Origin of the sequence: Planotetraspora phitsanulokensis, assembly GCF_016863295.1 — a bacterium.
In the GTDB taxonomy this organism is placed as follows: Bacteria; Actinomycetota; Actinomycetes; order Streptosporangiales; family Streptosporangiaceae; genus Planotetraspora; species Planotetraspora phitsanulokensis.
In genome coordinates, this window is sequence record NZ_BOOP01000025.1 from 58,385 (window position 1) to 75,503 (window position 17,119).

Consider the following 17,119-nt stretch of genomic DNA (forward strand, 5'->3'; position numbering starts at 1 on the left):
TTACCTGGCCACGCCCCTGAACCGGCCCTGGAGGCTGTTGTGGACCCCCGAGTCCTTCTTGCTAGCGCTCTTCTTATCACCCTCCCGCTCGTCACGCTCGGTTACATCACGGCTTGCTATGTCAAGCCGTTCGCCCGCTGCTGGTGGTGCAACGGCAAACGCCGCAAGCCCAACCGGATCGGCCGCGGCTGGCACGACTGCCGCCTCTGCAACGGCACCGGCCTACGCCTGCGCATCGGCCGGCACATCTGGAACCACGCCCGCCGCCTCTACCGCGACGGCAACCGATGACCGGCCCCGCCGGGCTGTCCACCGCGGGCTCCATGTGCTCCGGTTACGGCGGGCTCGACCTGGCCGTAGCCGCCATGCTCGGCACCCGCCTGCTCTGGACGGCCGACAACGACACCCGCGCGGCAACCTGCCTGGCCCACCGGTTCCCCGCCGCGCCGAACCTGGGCGACCTCACCGCCGTGGACTGGACCGCCGTGTCGGCCCCGGACGTGCTGGCCGCCGGATTCCCCTGCACTCCGATCTCATCCGCCGGACACGGGCTCGGCCTGGACGACGAAAGGTGGCTCTTCGATGACATCGCCGACGCCGTTGGCCGAATGGAGCCACACCCCCGGCTGCTCGTGCTCGAAAACGTCGCTCGGCTGCTGTCTGTCAACGACGGGCACGCTATGGCCCGAGTCGTTCACCGCCTGGCCACGCTCGGCTACGTGGGACGCTGGCGGGTTGTCCGAGCTTCCGACGTCGGCGCACCCCACCAACGCGCCCGGATCTTCATCGTCGCCTGGCCTGCCGACCCCGAGAGCACGGGACTGGAAATCCGGCGGCAGGGACGGCCTTCACCAGGCGCTGCTTCCCACCCCCCGCACCTCCGACACCAACGGGATCGGCACACGCGGGAAGGGCGGCCCGGACCTCCGCACCCTCGTGGTCCTGATGCTGCCCCCAGCACCGGACAAGCCCATCGCCCCGCACACCACGGCACCCGATGGGGACGCTACGAGCCCGCCATCCGCCGATGGGAACACCTCACCGGCCGACCCGCACCCCACCCCACCGAACCCGCCCCCGGCGGAGGCCGGCGACTCGCCGCCCCCTTCTCCGAATGGCTCATGGGCCTCCCCACCGGATGGGTCACCCACGTCCCCGGCCTCACCCGCACCGGACAGCTCCACCTGATCGGCAACGGCGTCGTCCCGCAACAGGCCACCGCCGCCCTGCTCGACCTGCTGCCCGCCCACCTGATCCCCGCACCCGCCCACCACTGGGAGGAACGAGCGTCATGAACGATCTCACCCGCTACGCCCTGGCCGCCGCCGCCCGCGGCTGGCACGTCTTCCCCCTCACCCCCGGCGGCAAGATCCCGCTCAAAGGCTGGGCGTGGACCGAACACCACACCACCGACCCCGCAACCATCTCCCGGTTTTGGTCGGGGGCACCGTACAACATCGGCATCGCCACCGGCCCCTCCCGCCTCGTGGTCGTGGACCTCGACACCCCCAAGAAGGAGGGGCTTCGCCCCCCGCCCCCCTGGGACCTGCCGGGAGTCAACGACGGCGCCGACGTGCTGGCCGTCCTCTGCGAACGAGCCGGGCAACCCCTGCCATTCGACACCTTCATCGTCACCACCCGCCGGGGTGGCCTGCACCTGTACTTCACCCCGCCCGACGGGCCACCGCTCGGCAACACCTCCGGCGACAAAGGCAACGGACTCGGCTGGCTGATCGACACCCGCGCCCACGGCGGATACGTCGTCGGCCCCGGCAGCGTTGTGGACCTCGACGACGGCGCCGGCACCTACGAGGTACTCGACAACACCACCCCGGCCCCGCTGCCCCCCTGGCTGTTTCAGCGCCTTTTGCCCCCACCGCAGCCACCGCAACGCCCCGTCACGGTCACCCTGCCCGATGGGCGTAAGGGCGCCTACCTACGCGCCGCGCTGGACTCCGAGCTAGAACGCGTCGCCACCGCCCCGCGCGGCCAGCGCAACCACACGCTCTATCTCGCCGCCGTGGCCCTGGGCCAACTCGCCGCCGGAGACGCGATCCCCGACCACGAGGTCACGGCCTTGCTGAAACAGGCAGGGATGGCCGCCGGGCTGGCCGAGAGCGAAACCGCCCTGACCGTCGCATCTGGGCTGCGAGCCGGAGCCAAACGCCCCCGAAGCGTGGCCGCATGACCACCTCGCCCACACACCCGGGAGACCCATCCATGAACCCACCCGCCAACCGCGGCGCGGACCTGCTGAACAACCTGCTGGCCGCGCTCACCCGCTACGTGATCCTGCCGACCCCCGAGGCCGCCGACGCCGTGGCCCTGTGGATCGCAGCCAGCCACGCCCAACCCGCCTGGGCGCACGCCCCGCGCCTGGTCATCCGCGCCCCCGAAAAGCGCTGCGGCAAGTCCCGGCTGCTCGACATCGTGGAAGCCACCTGCCACAACCCGTTCATCACCGTCAACTCCTCACCGGCCGCCGTTTACCGGTCCATCACCGACGACCCGCCCACGCTGCTCGTCGACGAGGCAGACACGATCTTCGGCCCCAAAGCCGACGGCAACGAAGACCTTCGCGGGCTGCTCAACGCCGGGCATCAGCGCAACCGGCCGGCCAAGCGCTACGACGCCAACAGCAACCGCGTCGAATCCATCCCCACCTTCGCCATGGCCTCACTCGCCGGTATCGGAGCCATGCCCGACACCATCGAAGACCGCGCCGTCGTCATCCGCATGCGCCGCCGCGGACCCGGCGAAACCGTCGCCCCCTACCGTCACCGCCGCGACCGGCCCGCCCTCCGCCAACTCGCGCAAGAGCTATCCGCGTGGCTGCGCGCTGACCTCGACACCCTGGAGAGATCCGAACCACCCATGCCCGTCGAAGACCGCGCCGCCGACACCTGGGAAGCCCTCGTGGCCGTCGCCGACCACGCTGGCCACCACTGGCCGGACCGCGCCCGCGCCGCCGTACTCGCATTGACCGCCGAAGCCGACGACAACGGCCAGCCCTCCAACCGTGTCCGGCTGCTGGCCGACTGCCGCACCGCGTTCGGCACCGACACTGCCTTGCCCACCGCCACCCTGCTCGAACGGCTCAAAGCCGACCCCGAGGCCCCGTGGGCGGACTACGGACCCAACGGGCTCACCGCGATGAGGCTCGGCGTCATCCTGCGCGAATACGAGATCCGATCGGGCAACATCCGCTTTCCCGATGGCAGCCAGGCCAAGGGCTACCAGCGCGTCGATTTCGCCGACGCCTGGGCGCGCTACTGCCCCGCTCTCGAACCCCTTCCTGAGGCCGAAGTCCTCCCGTTCGGGAGGGGTAGCCGTCCCGGCCGTCCCAGCATCGTCAACGCAGGTCAGAGCGGGACGGCTCCGATTCCTGGGACGGCTTAAGCCGTCCCACCTAAAAAGCCGTCCCGGGGATGACCTGCGGAAACGACCCTGGGACGGCTGGTACGGCTACCCCCCTCACAACCGCACATGCGCCCTTTAAGAGACCCGTTTGCGCCCGGCTTAAGGGCCGTCCCCACAGCTGAACACCACCCGGAAGGACACGCACGCATGGCCACCGCCGCCGCGAGCAAGCCCCTCACCGTCCCCCAGGTCTGCGACGAACTCGGCATCTCCCGATCGACCTTCTACGAATGGCGCGCCAAGCGCCGTGCACCTAAGTGCATCACCCTGCCCAACGGCAGCCTCCGGGTCCGCCGTACCGAACTTGACCGCTGGCTCGACGACCGAGAGGACGCCGCCTAATGGGCAACACCACCACCTACGACGTGCGGATCTACAAGACCGAGATCCGCAAAAACACAGCAGGGAAGATCACCTCATACCGAGTGCGGTGGACGACAGCCGGCAAGCCATGGAAGAAGAGCTTCCAGAAGCGCGCCCAGGCAGACACCTATCGAAGCAACCTCGTCACCGCCGCGAGGGACGGCGAGGCATTCAGCCTGGTCACCGGCGAGCCCATCAAGTGGGGGAGGGCCGCTCAAGAGATGAGCTGGTACGAATTCGCATGCCGGTTCGCCGACTTCAAATGGAAAGTCGCCTCAGCTAAGTACCGACAAGACATCGCCCGCGCTCTCACCGCAACTACCCCCGCCCTGCTCACCAGCGACAAGCGGAAACCAGATGACCTGACCCTCCGCACGGCCATGCGCCGATGGGCCTTCAATACCAAACAACGCGACCACGCCGTTGGAGATATCGCCGACGCGCTCGTCTGGCTCGCCGACAACACCGCACCCGTGTCCGCTCTTGCCGAGGCCGCGACCGTCCGCGCCATGCTCGACACCGCCAGCACACGACTGGACGGAAAGCAGGCAGCCACCAGCACGATCCGCCGAAACAAAACCATCCTGCAAAACGCTCTCGACTACGCCGTTGAGCTGGAGCTCCTGACCACGAATCCGATCAAGTCACTCAAGTGGAAGGCACCCCAGGTCACCCACGAGGTGGACCGGCGAAGCGTGGTCAACCATGCCCAGGCTCGCCGCCTACTAGCCGCCGTCGAAGCCCAGAAACCCAGCGGAAAACGCCTGGTCGCCTTCTTCGCCACCATGTATTACGCGGCATTGCGCCCCGAGGAAGTCGTCAACCTCCGCGAGGACAACGTCACCCTCCCCGATCTCATCTGGAACCCCAAAACAGAGCAGACGGAAGAGCCTGCCGACGACTGGGGAGAACTCCATTTCGCCAGCGCCGCACCGTTCGCCGGCCGTGAGTGGACAGATGACGGCAACCCCCGAGAGGAACGGTCACTTAAGCACCGCGCGAACGGCCACGCCCGCACCGTCCCGTGCCCGCCGGCACTCACCAAGATTCTCCGCGTCCATCTGGCCGAGTTCGGCGACGGGCACGGTGGGCTACTATTCACCGGCGTGCATGGGGGAGCAGTGCCGGGCATTACCTACCGGCGGGTATGGAGTAAAGCCCGCGAAAACGCCCTCAGCGCGATGGAGGCTCGGTCGCCGCTCGCCAAGCGCGTTTACGACCTTCGGCACGCCTGCGTCTCCACCTGGCTCAACGCCGGAGTTCCCGCCACCCAGGTAGCCGAATGGGCAGGACATAGCGTAGAGGTTTTGCTACGCATCTATGCCCGATGCATTGTCGGGCAAGACGCGGTTGCCAAACGTCGGATATCCGAGGCTCTCCGTGAATGACGCGTCCTTAGGATCGGTGCCTTCTGCTTCGCAGCGCATAGCGCAGCGTGCTGGTGAAAGCGGTGAGCTGTTCCACCGTTCCTAGCGCGGCTATACGTTTAACGGCGTAGCCTACAGCTCTATCAGAGAAGTTCTCATGCGCAACCCACTTCAGCATTTGGTCAACGTCCACTGATTCACTGGGCAACTTATCATCGCGAATATCGGCGCGCCCTGCGGCGATAGTGGAGCGCTTTAGGTTAGGGGAACGACTCACTTCAGTGGGGCGAGTTTCTTCACTTGAGGCTAGGGGCAGTTGTTCGATTTCGGATTGCGCCTCAGAGAGGTTTCGAACGCGCCGCACTGGCCTATTTCCCGTGGGCAGTTCACGCAGCCTCGGGCGATGTTTGGCAAGGAATGATGCACCAAAATCGCTGTGCACCCATGACCAGACTGCATCTTTCTTTTCCGGAGAGTCGGTGCCCTCAAGTGGTTCCAGCCAGCTAAGTCCGGCCAGCGCCGGACGGCCTTCTACCGTGCCTACTGCATCTAGTTGAGTCCGTGGAGGGGACCAGTGCAGCAGATCCGGATAGCTAAACGTCTTAGTCGTCTTTCCGCTCGCTATTTCCGCTAGTTTTCTCGCTTCAGCGATTAGATACGAGCTGTCGAGTACATGTTCAGGGTCTGGTGCTTCAACGGCATCCGTGGCCCCAATCAGAGCGCCTGCCATTGTCGCGATGGTATCTGTGTCCGTACCTAGAGCGTTTGCGGAAAGGAGGGCAGCACGGGCGGGATCGGGAAATGCGGCCGCGATTGCCATGGCAGCCAGCACGGTGGTTATGCCACTTCCACGGTGTGATGGATCACGAAGTTTCAGGATCTCCGTAATCGTGTCGTATAGCTGTGCTTGGTCTTTCAGTGGCAAATCAATCTTCGACTTCAGTTGAACTACTGCGTGGCTGAGTTCCGGCAGTACTACACGGCATTCGCGGATAGTTTGATGCCATGCCTCGGAAAAGGAAGAGCCGACAGTTCTCTCCCATTGAGGACGCCACACCGTTGAGAGTTGCGAATGATCGTCCACGAGTTTGACAGACTGCTCACACATGTGGAGCAACTCTGGCCATCGTTCGGGTCCGGGCACGTGGCCTTCGTGCAGGGTCACACCTAGTGCGACGGCATGCAGGACTGCACCAACCAAGGCCCGAGGGTGCCCATGCGTCGCTATGGCATTTATTAGGACATCAAGGATGTGTGGTCCCAATATTGCAGGCTGTGGCGCAGCCCAAATATGAGGCTGGATCCGCATGGCAACGCCGTTGCCACCGGAATTTTCCCATCCGTCGTAGAAATTTCCAAACCATGGGACACCTGGACGGGCCAAGTTAACCGCCGCCGCTTTGGAAGCACGACCGCCCCCCAAGGCATACGAAGGCCACACGGTCATTTCGACCTGTGTAAATGCCTCGATGTCGAAACCCCGGTTTTGAATGGAACGCGAGGTGGCAAGCCGCAACTGTGTGTCATCGCTATAGCATCCAGCCGGCAAGGCAACCTCGACGCCAAATCTCCCGCCGACTCGACGCTTCCACTCGACTGGTTCAACCAAAGGCTTTCCCGACAAACGGCGTCGGAGCCCGACGTCGTCAGTGAGCTCGGTTATAAATCCCAAAGCGTCAGCCCATGCGGCCCACAGCATGGAGTTGACCGTACGACGAACCCTCGTCGATTCGTACGTGGCGGGGGTCATTGGAATACCTCCGGCTTGTACTCGACCGGCACGGGGGAGATCTTCGGAAAGAGCGGAAACCATCCGCGGATCGTGTCTATATGCTCTTCTTCGCGCACATAAATGGCGCGGAGAGTTCCGATTGGGACTTGTTGAGGATACAGGACCTCCGCCTGGGGATCCGTTGTCCAAGATGCAGGCATCCGGCTGTTCCGATGGAATCGACTGCCGTACCGGCCCCATTCAACTGAGTCTGCGAACAGGGCCGCCAATGAATTGACTCCTATGCCGCGCTGAACGCAAGCTGAATATGTATTATTCGTGGTCGTAAAGTGGACTCCAGGATGGACCAGAAGTGAGGCATCGAATGAGAGTATCGCCCACCAGACATCCTCCGTCGCGTGCCAGGTCTTTGAGACACCCAGCATCCGTCCGTTGACTCGGCTGATCGAAAGATTAACGTAGTCGGTCCACGCAGCATCCTTCAGTCGGTCCGAACAGTTTGGCGTATAGATGTGCTCTATATAGTCTTCCTTGGCAAGCCGGTCTCGTGAGAGCACGGCACCGGTAGCGAATATGCCCAGAAGTCCCTTATTTGTGGTGAAATGCAGGATTTCCTGTATTTGGCGTCCACTAACATATTCACTGATCGAGAGATCTAGCGGGTGAGCATGATCGGTCATAGTGTCACCAACTCATATGTCTCGGGCTTAAGTAGGCCCAGAACCCTTGATGGATCGCTCGGCTTATAACCAATGATGACTGATTTTCGAGCACGGCCAACTCCCATAGCGATCAGGCGCCGCAGGTTATCGAGTTGAACATCTCCTTCGTCATTTCCATGTGGAGTTACTTCTGCATTGAGTCCGGGCATCACCACGTGGTCGAATTCGAGTCCTTTCGCCGAATGCATGGTGCATAGCGCGATAGATTCTGCCCCGGTCGGCCAACGACTGGCGCGTGTCAACTCGGCAAACGGAAGTCCGCCGGAGCGAAGTCGAGCGCGCAGGGCATCGAACCACCCGTATCCGCGGGTCTGTAGGAACGCCACAGACTCATTTCCGAAGTCAACGGTACCTAGAAGTCTATTGAGTATGTAGTCGATTTGATCACTGTATTTGCCGGATACGACGAGCGGAAGCGGGCCGTCTTTCGTGCAGGCGTCGAAGTCGGGAATGGCTCCGTCGTTCTCGGCCGGCAACCCTTCGACTAGAGGGCGAGCGAACGCGGCAATCTGCTTAGTGTTCCGATAATTACGCTTAAGTGTGTAGATGTTTTCAAAGCGAGTAATGCCGACTTCTTTCCAGGCGAAGTATCTAGGATAAATTCGCTGAACGGCATCCATGACGAATGTGACCGAAAATGGATCAGATAGATGTGCGAGAACGGCGCGAACTTGATTTGCTGAGAAGTCTTGGGCCTCGTCAAGGATGACGACATCCCATGGAGGGACGTCTTGGATCATTTTTGCGGCGACTGCCACATCATTCCAATCCAAGACATCGAGTCGGAGCTTGTCTTGCGTGTATGGCGCTATTACTTCGTCAAGTAGCTGTCGCTTCGTTGGCGTCTCGATTCGAGGCGTAATACCTCGGCCATCTCGCCTAGCGGTCAGATATGAGCCAAGGTCATTCGGCTCGAACCGGCCCAAGAGATAATCAATCTCTTCGAGTAGAAAGTTCTCATCGCCTCGGACGTTACGAAGATAGGGCCGCAGCAGCTTTTCGGAATCCTTACGATCAAGTACGTCCGTCCCGCCCATGAGGCCGATGGCCCACTTGCTGAGGGTCATTACCTCTAGCTGCAAGCCAGTACGGCCGGCTATCTGCTGGCGCGCTAGCTCCGTAATGTATCCCTCAAGCGTACGGTTGTACGTCAACACGAGAACACGAACAGGCGCCGTGAGGTCCAGTCGTTCCCGTCGAGCGAGCCATGATTCGCAGAGCTGCCGCAGACGGAGTAGCGCTGTCGTCGTCTTCCCGCTTCCTGCGGCTCCTTTGATAAGCGTGAAACCCGCCTTGTTGTCCGCGAGGATCTTTAGCTGCTCGGCTGTGGGCTGGACAGGCGGGAGGATACGCATGGTGCCTCCGGGGTGGGGGGTGAGTGCTCTGCTGGCGTAAGACGATACGCCCGTGTACGGAAGGTTTCAGGTCTATCTCCGCATCCCAGGGGAGGTTCGCGGGACAAGGTCGACCGTTGGGCACGCATTGGGCAGGAACGGCCGCAAACGATGATCGTCAGCCGTGGACAGCCGGACACAAGGAACCCCCGCACGACTGCATCTCTGCAGGCCAGCGGGGGTTTCCGCGGTTGAGAGGTAGCGCGCCCTGCAGGATTCGAACCTGCGACCGTCGGATTAGAAGTCCGGTGCTCTATCCGGCTGAGCTAAGGGCGCCCGTGCCTAATTCTGCATGATCCCACGAGTGCTCCGACAACTGGTATTCGGCCGGGGCCTCAGAGCGTGCCTCGCGGGGTCAGGCCGGCCTTCCGGTAGATCTCGTCGATGACGGCCATGTTGGCGATCGAGTCGGACGGCGGCGTGAGGTTGCCCTCCCCGGTCTGCACGGCCGACAGGAACGCCCGGAGCTGGTAGGTGTACGTCGCCTCGCCGGGCACTTTCACGCGCGTGGTGACCCCGTCCACGGTGTACGACAACCGGTGGAGCGCCTGGGGCGCGATGAAGTTGAACACCCGCATCTGGCCGCGCGAGCCCGTGACCCTGGCCGCGATCCTCAGCAGCTGCGACGACCACAACGACGTGTTGATCCGGCCGGCGGCCCCCGAGGGGAACTCGAGTGAGGCCGACATCGCCCGGTCCACCCCGGGCGAGCGGAGCAGGGCCCGGGCCGCCAGCACCTTCGGCTCCCCTCCGCCGAGAAGACGGGCCAGGTGGACGGCGTAGCAGCCGGCGTCCATGAGCGCCCCGCCGGCCAGCGGCAGCGAGTATCGGATGTCCGAGAAACGGGGGAGCGGGAAGCACATCCACGTCTCGATCTGCCGGATCTCGCCCAGTTCCCCGACGATCGACACCATCCGATCAGCCAGCGGGTGATACCGGTAGTGGAAGGCCTCCATCACGACAAGTCCGGACTTGTCGGTTGCCTCGGCCACCGACCTGGCCTCTGACTCGTTGGACGCGAGCGGCTTCTCGCACAACACGTGCTTGCCGGCCTCAAGCGCCCGGAGGGTCCATTCGGCGTGCAGGGCGTTGGGCAACGGGTTGTACACCGCGTCGATCGTGGGATCGGCGATCAGCGCCTCGTAGGACTCGTGGATGACGGGGATGCCGTGTTTGGCGGCGAACGCGCCCGCACGCACCCGGTCTCTGGCGGCCACCGCCGCGACCTCGACACCCGGCACGAGCCTCGCCGGCTTGATCAGGGCGGATGGAGTGATCCGAGCGGCACCGAGCGTTCCGATTCGCACGCGGATCATCTTAAGTGTGGATTGCTACCGGCTTATGACCGCTGATCGACATTTCCGACTTGGGTCATCAGATCATGCCGAAAAGGTGTGACCGAAATGCGTGCGAGGCCAGATCGCCACCGCTAGGGTGAATCGCCATGGTCGTGCGTTCGGCTCCCTCGGCGGTCCTCCTCGGCGGTGACGTCACCGGAGGAGTCCTGCGGGTGGGCGCCAGTGTTCAGCGCCCGATGAGAGCCTGCTCGCCCTCGGTCCACGCGCTGCTCCGGCACCTCGAATCGGCCGGGTTCTCCGGGGCGCCCCGGGTGATCGGCGTCGAAGGACAGACCGAGATCCTCTCCTACGTGCCGGGTGAGGTCCCCGCGCGACCCCTGCCCGGTTACACGGTGAGCGACGCCACTCTCGTCGCGCTCGCCGATCTTCTGCGGCGGTTCCACGATGCCGCGGCGTCCTTCGAACCTCCTGCTGGGGCGGTCTGGGAGGACGGCTCCGCTCTCGATGACGATCCCGAACTCGTCGGGCACTGCGACGTCACCCCCGCGAACGTCGTCTTCCGCGAGGAGCCCTCACTCGGTGGGCCGGCGCGGCTCGTGCCGTACGCGCTGATCGACTTCGACATGGCGCGGCCGACGACCCGGCTGTTCGACGTGGTCACGACGTTGCGGCACTGGGCGCCGCTCGCCGACCCGGTCGACCGCGATCCGGCCCAGCGCGAGCTCGACGCCGGCGCTCGGTTGCGGCTGTTCTGCGACGCGTACGGCCTGGCCCGGCGCGACCGGCTGCGGCTGGTGGAGACGGCGAGAGCGCGGTTCGGCCGGTCCTACCTGGCGATGCGCGAGATGGCCGAGACGCGTGGCGGGGGCTGGGCACGCATGTGGGAAGAGGGCGCCGGCCAGCGGATCAGAAGGGCCGCCCGCTGGCTCGACGCCAACGAGGACGCCCTCCACGAGCACCTCATCTGACCGCCCACCCGGGGCCGTGATCATGTACGAGCCCCTCCCCGCATGCCGTACACGGCCGGGAATGCGCCAGAATGCCCAGGTGATCAGGGGAAGCGGCACGACGGCGGGGATCCTTCTGGGCGCGGCGGTCGACGCGGTCGTGGGGGATCCGCGGCGAGGACACCCTGTGGCGGTGTTCGGCAGCCGTGTCTCTGCCCTGGAAAAGCGCATATATCGAGACTCGCGGCTTGCCGGAACCGCGTTCACCGTGCTCTGCGTCGGCTCCGCCGGAGGCCTCGGGCTGCTCGCCGACCGGCTGACCCGTTCGCATCCGCTCGCGCGTACGGCCGTCACGGCCGCGGCGACCTGGGCCGTCCTCGGAGGGACGACTCTCGCCGCAGAGGGTGCGCACATGGCCGGCTCCCTTGAGTCGGGCGATCTCCGCGCCGCCCGTGAGCGGCTGCCGCACCTGTGCGGCCGCGACCCCGCGGGTCTCGACGCCGAGGAGCTGGCCAGGGCGACCGTCGAGTCGATCGCCGAGAACACCTCCGACGCCGTCGTGGCGCCGCTCGTGTGGGGAGCGGTCGCGGGCGTGCCCGGCCTGGTCGCCTATCGCGCGATCAACACGCTGGACGCCATGGTCGGCCACCGGTCGCCGCGCTACAACCGGTTCGGCTGGGCCTCCGCGCGGCTGGACGACGTCGCCAACTTCGTGCCCGCGCGGCTGACCGGCCTGCTCACGACAGCCCTCGCTCCGGTCGTCGGCGGGTCCCCGCGTCGCGCGCTCGCCGTGCTGCGGCGCGACGGCCACCGCCACCCCAGCCCCAACGCCGGGCGGTGCGAGGCCGCCTTCGCCGGGGCTCTCGGCGTACGGCTCGGCGGCGCCAACAACTACGGCGGACGCGTGGAGCACCGCCCCGAGCTGGGCGACGGCCCTCGCCCCGCGGTCGCGGACGTCCGCAGGTCCGTACGGCTGGCCCGGGCGGTGTCGCTCTCGGCGGTGGCCTTGGCGGTGGGTGCGAGGCTGCTTTGCCGTACGCGCCGCCGTGCATGATCACGGCCCAGGGGAACCGAGGGTTGCCGGATGTGGGAAGGGAACGGGGGCGGAAGATGTCCTGTCTCCGGCATACCGCAGGGCGGGTCGCCGCAGGAACATGTCGAGCATGACAGCAGTGGTGGAGACCGAAGGGCTGACCAAGTTCTACGGCAGACGCAAGGGTCTGGAGGACCTCACCCTCCAGATCCAGCCCGGTGAGGTCTTCGGATATCTCGGGCCCAACGGCGCCGGGAAGACGACGACGATCCGGTTGCTCCTCGACGTGATCCGGCCGACCTCCGGCCGGGCGACCGTGTTCGGGGCCGACACCCGTGACACCGCGGTGCGCGGGCGGATCGGATACCCGCCCGGCGAGCTGGCGCTCGAAGGGCGGGAGCGGGCCCATGACTTCCTGACCTTCATGGCCGACGTCCGGGGCGGGGTGAGCCGGGGGCGGATCGACGAGCTCGCCGAGCGGCTGGACGCCGACCTGTCGATCAGGATGGGCCAGCTCTCCAAGGGCAACAGGCAGAAGGTCGGCCTCATCCAGGCGTTCATGCACGAGCCGGAGCTGCTCATCCTCGACGAGCCGACGAGCGGCCTCGACCCGTTGGTCCAGCATGAGTTCCTGGCCATGGTCCGTGAGGTCCGTACGGCCGGCCGCACCGTGCTGATGTCGTCCCACGTGCTGGCCGAGGTCGAGAACGTCGCCGACCGCGTCGGCATCGTCAGAGCCGGCCGCCTGGTGGCGGTCGAGGACGTCGCGGCCCTGCGGGAGCGGGCCGTGCGGCACGTCGAGTTCCACTTCGACGCGCCCGTGCCCAAGGAGGCGTTCGAGGACCTGCTCGGAGTGCGCGACGTCACGGTGGAGGGCGCGAGCCTCCGCTGCACGATCGACGGCCGGCCCGACGCCCTCATCAAGGCCGCGGCGAAGTTCACCGTGGTCCACATGGTCAGCTCGGAGCCCGACCTCGAAGAGATCTTCCTCACCTACTACAGCGAGGAGGCCCCCCGTGCCCACGCTGGTGCGTAAGACCCTCGGTGAATACCGCCGCAGCGTCATCGGGTGGCTGATCGGCATCTCCGCCTTCCTGTCGCTCTACCTGTCGATCTATCCGAGCATCCGGAGCAATCCGGAGTTCTACCAGCAGGCCGCCCTGTCGAAGTACCCCGGCCCGCTGAAGGACCTCATGGGCGGGCTCGCCGACATCGCGTCGGGCAGCGGCTACCTCCAGACGGTCGTCTATCAGCTCCTCGTTCCGCTGCTCCTGATCATGTGTGCGATGACCCTCGGGACCCGGGCGATCGCCGTCCCCGAGGAGCAGGGGACGCTGGAGCTCACGATGACGCTGCCGATCGACCGCAGGCGCCTCGTTCTGGATCGCTGGGCGGCCTTCGCGCTCAGCCTGCTGGCCGTCGCGCTGGTGACGCTGATCCTGGTTCTGGCGCTGGCGGCGGTGGGCGACCTCAAGGTGCCGGCGGGCAACATCGTCGCCGCGCACGCCGGGCTGTTCCTGATCGCCTTCTTCTTCGGCACGCTGGCGCTGACGCTCGGCGCCGCGACGGGCAAGAGGGCCTTCGCGCTCGCGGTGGGCGGCGGCTACGCCGTCGCGGGCTACGTGATCGAGACGCTCGGCAAGAGCGTCGACGCGATCTCGTGGCTGCGCTGGGTCTCGCCGTTCCACTACTACCTGGACGGCCGGCCGGTCTTCCAGGGCTGGCCGGTGGGGGACTACCTCGTGATCCTGGGGGCGACCGCCGTGCTGGCGATGACGGCCGTGCTGGCCTTCGAGCGGCGTGACGTAGGGGTCTGATGGACGACGTTCTCGCTCGGGTGAGCGAGGCGACCGGGGTGCCCGCCGACCTTCTCGGCGGGTACCTTTCGGTGCTCGCCGCCACGGTCGCGACGGGCCGGTTACCCGGCCGGGCCGAAGTGGACGACCTGCGGGCCTGCGGAGCGCTCGCGGCCGAGCGCGGCATCCCCCTGCGCGCGCTCGCCGACGCCTGCCTGCACGCCGCCGAGCTCACGGAAGGGGGAGCGTTCTCCGCCGTACGGCGGAGCATGGCGGCCTTCGCCGAGGGTTATGAGGAGGCTCAGCTCACGGCCATCAGGAAGGAGGAGGACGGCCGCCGCGAGTTCGTCGCCGATCTGCTCCAGGGCCGGGCCGACGCCCGGCGGGCCGAGCACTTCGGGCTGCGCCTCGCCGAGGCCTACATGGCGACCGTCGTCAAGGCCGACAGGCCCCTGACGGGAGGGGACCCGCTGATCCGGAGGATCGAGCAGGCCCTGATCGCCAGGTTCGGGTCGCACAACATCCTGGTGGCCGTGCGGGACGGCCTGCTCGTGTGCGTCTCCCCGGGCTCGCTCGGCGCGGCGGGAGGCGAATTCGTCCATCATGTCCGGGCGGCGCTGACGACCTGGCGGGCGGGTGTCGGCAGGCCGCACTCGGGTCCCGGCGGGATCGTCACCTCCTACCAGGAGGCCGCCGGCGCCATCGAGCTCGGCGAGCGGCTCGGCCTCCGCCCGCAGGTGCTGAAGGCGGCGGACCTGCTCGTGTTCCCCGTCCTGCTCCGTGACAGGACCGCGATCGTCGACCTCGTCGACACCGTGCTCGCACCCCTCACCCAGGCCCGCGGCGGGCCCGAGGCCCTGCTGGAGACCCTGGAGGCGGTCTTCGCGTCCCAGGGGAACCACACCGCGGCGGCCCGCAGGCTGGGCATCAGCACGCGGACCATCACCTACCGCCTGGAGCGGATCCGCAGGCTGACCGGATTCTCGCCGACCGACCCCACCCAGCGGTTCACGCTGGAGACGGCGGTGCTCGGAGCCCGCCTCCTGGAGTGGCCGGAGCAGCCGTTGCCGTAGACCGTCGCCGCGTACCGATGTGCTCGCAACCCCTGGCGGCAGGCCGTTTCCGATCTATATTCGAGCCATGATCACCCCCCTTCGGCTCGTACGGCGGTCCATCGGGCTGTTCGTCGGGCTCGGCGCGCTGAGCTGCGCGCTCACCCTGCTCTACCTCGGCGCCAGCGCGGTGATGACCCTCGGCGGCAGCTGCGGGGTGGGCGGGCCGTACGTCGTCGAGACGCCCTGCCCGGAGGGCATCGCCTGGATCGTGCCCGTCTCGGTTCTCGGCGGGCTGGTCGCGACCGGCCTCTACGCCGCCAGCCTCCTGCCCGTGGGCCCGAAGCTGGTCGTGCTGGCATGGCCCGCGTTGTTCATGAGTCTCGGCTGGGCCTTCCTGGACGCGGGCCTCGACCCCGACGGCGTCGACTGGGGCTTCATGGTCTGCGCCGTGCTGTTCATCCTCATGGGCGGCATCCCGCTGCTGTTCCTGGCGAACCGTGACGCGGCACGGCGGGTCTTCTGGGGCGTCGCCCCACCGGAGCCCGCGCGGCAGGGGTTCGTCACGCGGCCCGGTGAGGTGCGCTGGACCACCACCGTGGAGCTCCCAGGTGATCGGGACCGCCGCGGTCGCGGGCCGTCCGCCCCGGTCCCCGCCGAGCCCGGTCCCCGCTCAGGCCAGAGCTCAGGCCAGAGCTCAGGCCAGAGCTCAGGCCAGAGCTCAGGCCAGAGCTCAGGCCCGCGACCGGGCCTCGTCGACGAGCTCGAACGGCTGGCCGCCCTGCATCAGGAAGGGCGGCTCGACGACGCCGAGTACTCCGCCGCCAAGCAGCGCCTACTGAACGGATGACGCCCATGAGCCCCACCGCGGTCCGCGTGCTGTCGATCGTCCTTCATGTGGTCGCGATCGCCGGCGGCGTCTATCTGGGCGTGCTGATCTTCCACGCTGCGACGTGACGCCGCCGTCCTCAGGAGACGGCCGAGGAGATTCGGCCGGGCGGGCGCCGACTAGGGGATCAGCAGCACCTTGCCGGTCGTACGGCGGGCCTCCAGGTCGTCATGGGCCCGCCGGGCGTCCTCCAGCGCGTACCGCTGGAAGATGTGGACCTTGAGCGCGCCCGACGCGACCCAGCCCAGCAACTCGTCGGCCCGGGAGAGCAACTCCTCGCGGGTCGAGGTGTACCAGCCCAGGGAGGGCCGGGTGACGAACAGCCCGCCCGCCTGGTTCAGCCGCTGGAGGTCGAACGGCGGGACGGGCCCGCTGGCCGCGCCGTACAGGGCGAGCAGGCCGCGCGGCCGCAGCGACGCGAGCGAGCCCTCGAAGGTGGCGGCGCCGACGCCGTCGTAGACGACGTGGACGCCTGAGCCGGTGAGCGCCTTGACGCGCTCGGCGAAGCCGTCGTAGCCGAACACCTCGTCGGCGCCGGCCTCCCGCGCGAGCTTCTCCTTCTCCGCGGTGGAGACGGTGCCGACGACCCGGGCGCCGCGCAGCTTGGCCACCTGCGTCAGCAGCAGGCCCATCCCGCCCGCCGCCGCGTGGACGAGGACGTCGTCGCCCGGCTGGATCTCATGCGTCGAGTGCGTGAGGTAGTGGGCGGTGAGCCCTTGGAGGAGCACGGCCGCCGCCACCTCGGGCGACAGCCCCTCGGGCAGCACGATCGCCCTCGCCGCCGGGATCACGGCCTTCTCGGCGTAGGAGCCGAGGATGTTGACCCATCCCACCCGGTCGCCGACCACGATGTCGGTCACGCCCTCGCCGACGGCCGACACCGTGCCCGCGCCCTCGGAGCCGACCACGCGCGGGGGCGGCAGGGGATAGCGGCCCTCGCGGTGGTAGACGTCGATGAAGTTGACCCCGCTCGCGGCCACGTCGACGAGGACCTCTCCGGGCCCGGGCACCGGATCGGGGACCTCGGTCACTCGCAGGGCCGACGAATCGCCGTGGGAGGGAACGACGACGGCACGCATGTGCGACTCCTGTCTTCAGGCTTCACC

17 protein-coding genes and 1 tRNA gene are annotated in these 17,119 nt (G+C 66.8%); 12 read left to right on the forward strand and 6 right to left on the reverse strand.

The annotated features are described in order from the left end of the window. Positions 1-39 precede the first annotated feature (39 nt). The 6 genes from Pph01_RS26480 to Pph01_RS26505 all read left to right on the forward strand — a co-directional run bounded on the left by Pph01_RS26480 (position 40) and on the right by Pph01_RS26505 (position 5,171). Positions 40-291 (forward strand): hypothetical protein, encoded by a 252-nt coding sequence (locus tag Pph01_RS26480; protein ID WP_204075880.1) that lies wholly within the window; start codon positions 40-42, stop codon positions 289-291. Further along, positions 288-1,295 carry a DNA cytosine methyltransferase gene (locus Pph01_RS26485; RefSeq protein ID WP_204075881.1) on the forward strand — a complete coding sequence of 336 codons (1,008 nt, stop codon included), beginning with the start codon at positions 288-290 and terminating at the stop codon, positions 1,293-1,295. The genes Pph01_RS26480 and Pph01_RS26485 overlap by 4 nt, the downstream gene beginning before the upstream one ends. Next, entirely contained in the window at positions 1,292-2,188 is an 897-nt protein-coding gene (locus tag Pph01_RS26490; RefSeq protein ID WP_204075882.1) for a bifunctional DNA primase/polymerase, read from the forward strand. Before Pph01_RS26485 ends, Pph01_RS26490 begins: the two co-directional genes overlap by 4 nt. Before the next feature lie 32 nt (positions 2,189-2,220). Then, a complete protein-coding gene (locus Pph01_RS26495; protein WP_204075883.1) occupies positions 2,221-3,399 on the forward strand; it encodes a DUF3631 domain-containing protein in 1,179 nt (392 codons plus the stop codon). Positions 3,400-3,567: 168 nt separating this feature from the next. Next, positions 3,568-3,762 carry a helix-turn-helix transcriptional regulator gene (locus tag Pph01_RS26500; RefSeq protein ID WP_204075884.1) on the forward strand — a complete coding sequence of 65 codons (195 nt, stop codon included), beginning with the start codon at positions 3,568-3,570 and terminating at the stop codon, positions 3,760-3,762. Then, the gene (locus tag Pph01_RS26505) at positions 3,762-5,171 is read left to right on the forward strand and encodes a tyrosine-type recombinase/integrase (RefSeq protein ID WP_204075885.1); all 1,410 of its coding nucleotides are present in this window, start codon (positions 3,762-3,764) and stop codon (positions 5,169-5,171) included. The genes Pph01_RS26500 and Pph01_RS26505 overlap by 1 nt, the downstream gene beginning before the upstream one ends. Positions 5,172-5,178: 7 nt before the next feature. On the opposite strand, the gene Pph01_RS26510 is transcribed toward Pph01_RS26505, so the two are convergent. From Pph01_RS26510 to Pph01_RS26530, 5 genes are all read right to left on the reverse strand, one after another. Beyond that, positions 5,179-6,963 carry an ADP-ribosylglycohydrolase family protein gene (locus Pph01_RS26510; RefSeq protein WP_505866657.1) on the reverse strand — a complete coding sequence of 595 codons (1,785 nt, stop codon included), beginning with the start codon at positions 6,961-6,963 and terminating at the stop codon, positions 5,179-5,181. Then, positions 6,897-7,562 (reverse strand): DarT ssDNA thymidine ADP-ribosyltransferase family protein, encoded by a 666-nt coding sequence (locus Pph01_RS26515; protein WP_204075887.1) that lies wholly within the window; start codon positions 7,560-7,562, stop codon positions 6,897-6,899. Before Pph01_RS26515 ends, Pph01_RS26510 begins: the two co-directional genes overlap by 67 nt. Continuing rightward, positions 7,559-8,959: a 3'-5' exonuclease gene (locus Pph01_RS26520; protein WP_204075888.1), complete on the reverse strand. Its 1,401-nt coding sequence runs from the start codon at positions 8,957-8,959 to the stop codon at positions 7,559-7,561. Before Pph01_RS26520 ends, Pph01_RS26515 begins: the two co-directional genes overlap by 4 nt. A gap of 241 nt (positions 8,960-9,200) precedes the next feature. Continuing rightward, positions 9,201-9,274 (reverse strand) — tRNA-Arg (locus tag Pph01_RS26525). Positions 9,275-9,333: 59 nt separating this feature from the next. Continuing rightward, a complete protein-coding gene (locus Pph01_RS26530) occupies positions 9,334-10,305 on the reverse strand; it encodes a Gfo/Idh/MocA family protein (protein WP_204075889.1) in 972 nt (323 codons plus the stop codon). Positions 10,306-10,442: 137 nt separating this feature from the next. Here Pph01_RS26530 and Pph01_RS26535 point away from each other — a divergent pair, with 137 nt between their 5' ends. The 6 genes from Pph01_RS26535 (at position 10,443) to Pph01_RS26560 (ending at position 15,974) form a co-directional block, all read left to right on the forward strand. Further along, the gene (locus Pph01_RS26535; protein ID WP_204075890.1) at positions 10,443-11,264 is read left to right on the forward strand and encodes a phosphotransferase; all 822 of its coding nucleotides are present in this window, start codon (positions 10,443-10,445) and stop codon (positions 11,262-11,264) included. A 61-nt stretch (positions 11,265-11,325) separates the two neighbouring features. Continuing rightward, positions 11,326-12,297 carry a cobalamin biosynthesis protein gene (locus Pph01_RS26540; protein ID WP_204075891.1) on the forward strand — a complete coding sequence of 324 codons (972 nt, stop codon included), beginning with the start codon at positions 11,326-11,328 and terminating at the stop codon, positions 12,295-12,297. A 109-nt stretch (positions 12,298-12,406) separates the two neighbouring features. Further along, positions 12,407-13,312: an ABC transporter ATP-binding protein gene (locus Pph01_RS26545; protein ID WP_204075892.1), complete on the forward strand. Its 906-nt coding sequence runs from the start codon at positions 12,407-12,409 to the stop codon at positions 13,310-13,312. After that, entirely contained in the window at positions 13,293-14,093 is an 801-nt protein-coding gene (locus Pph01_RS26550; protein ID WP_204075893.1) for an ABC transporter permease subunit, read from the forward strand. The genes Pph01_RS26545 and Pph01_RS26550 overlap by 20 nt, the downstream gene beginning before the upstream one ends. Further along, on the forward strand, positions 14,093-15,145 hold the full coding sequence (locus Pph01_RS26555) for a PucR family transcriptional regulator (protein WP_239117032.1): 1,053 nt from the start codon (positions 14,093-14,095) through the stop codon (positions 15,143-15,145). The genes Pph01_RS26550 and Pph01_RS26555 overlap by 1 nt, the downstream gene beginning before the upstream one ends. Before the next feature lie 67 nt (positions 15,146-15,212). Then, positions 15,213-15,974, forward strand: a complete 762-nt coding sequence (locus Pph01_RS26560) for an SHOCT domain-containing protein (RefSeq protein WP_204075894.1) — start codon at positions 15,213-15,215, stop codon at positions 15,972-15,974. A 158-nt stretch (positions 15,975-16,132) separates the two neighbouring features. Here Pph01_RS26560 and Pph01_RS26565 read toward each other — a convergent pair whose 3' ends face one another. Next, entirely contained in the window at positions 16,133-17,092 is a 960-nt protein-coding gene (locus Pph01_RS26565; RefSeq protein ID WP_204075895.1) for a quinone oxidoreductase family protein, read from the reverse strand. Positions 17,093-17,119: the final 27 nt, after the last annotated feature.

Coding starts and splice junctions, on each gene's coding strand:
- Pph01_RS26555 (WP_239117032.1), top strand. CDS start 14,093: ATGGACGACGTTCTCGCTCGGGTGAGCGAGGCGACCGGGGTGCCCGCC.
- Pph01_RS26485 (WP_204075881.1), top strand. CDS start 288: ATGACCGGCCCCGCCGGGCTGTCCACCGCGGGCTCCATGTGCTCCGGT.
- Pph01_RS26510 (WP_505866657.1), bottom strand. CDS start 6,963: ATGGTTTCCGCTCTTTCCGAAGATCTCCCCCGTGCCGGTCGAGTACAA.
- Pph01_RS26495 (WP_204075883.1), top strand. CDS start 2,221: ATGAACCCACCCGCCAACCGCGGCGCGGACCTGCTGAACAACCTGCTG.
- Pph01_RS26565 (WP_204075895.1), bottom strand. CDS start 17,092: ATGCGTGCCGTCGTCGTTCCCTCCCACGGCGATTCGTCGGCCCTGCGA.
- Pph01_RS26540 (WP_204075891.1), top strand. CDS start 11,326: ATGCGCCAGAATGCCCAGGTGATCAGGGGAAGCGGCACGACGGCGGGG.
- Pph01_RS26535 (WP_204075890.1), top strand. CDS start 10,443: ATGGTCGTGCGTTCGGCTCCCTCGGCGGTCCTCCTCGGCGGTGACGTC.
- Pph01_RS26505 (WP_204075885.1), top strand. CDS start 3,762: ATGGGCAACACCACCACCTACGACGTGCGGATCTACAAGACCGAGATC.
- Pph01_RS26545 (WP_204075892.1), top strand. CDS start 12,407: ATGACAGCAGTGGTGGAGACCGAAGGGCTGACCAAGTTCTACGGCAGA.
- Pph01_RS26560 (WP_204075894.1), top strand. CDS start 15,213: ATGATCACCCCCCTTCGGCTCGTACGGCGGTCCATCGGGCTGTTCGTC.
- Pph01_RS26515 (WP_204075887.1), bottom strand. CDS start 7,562: ATGACCGATCATGCTCACCCGCTAGATCTCTCGATCAGTGAATATGTT.
- Pph01_RS26500 (WP_204075884.1), top strand. CDS start 3,568: ATGGCCACCGCCGCCGCGAGCAAGCCCCTCACCGTCCCCCAGGTCTGC.
- Pph01_RS26490 (WP_204075882.1), top strand. CDS start 1,292: ATGAACGATCTCACCCGCTACGCCCTGGCCGCCGCCGCCCGCGGCTGG.
- Pph01_RS26520 (WP_204075888.1), bottom strand. CDS start 8,959: ATGCGTATCCTCCCGCCTGTCCAGCCCACAGCCGAGCAGCTAAAGATC.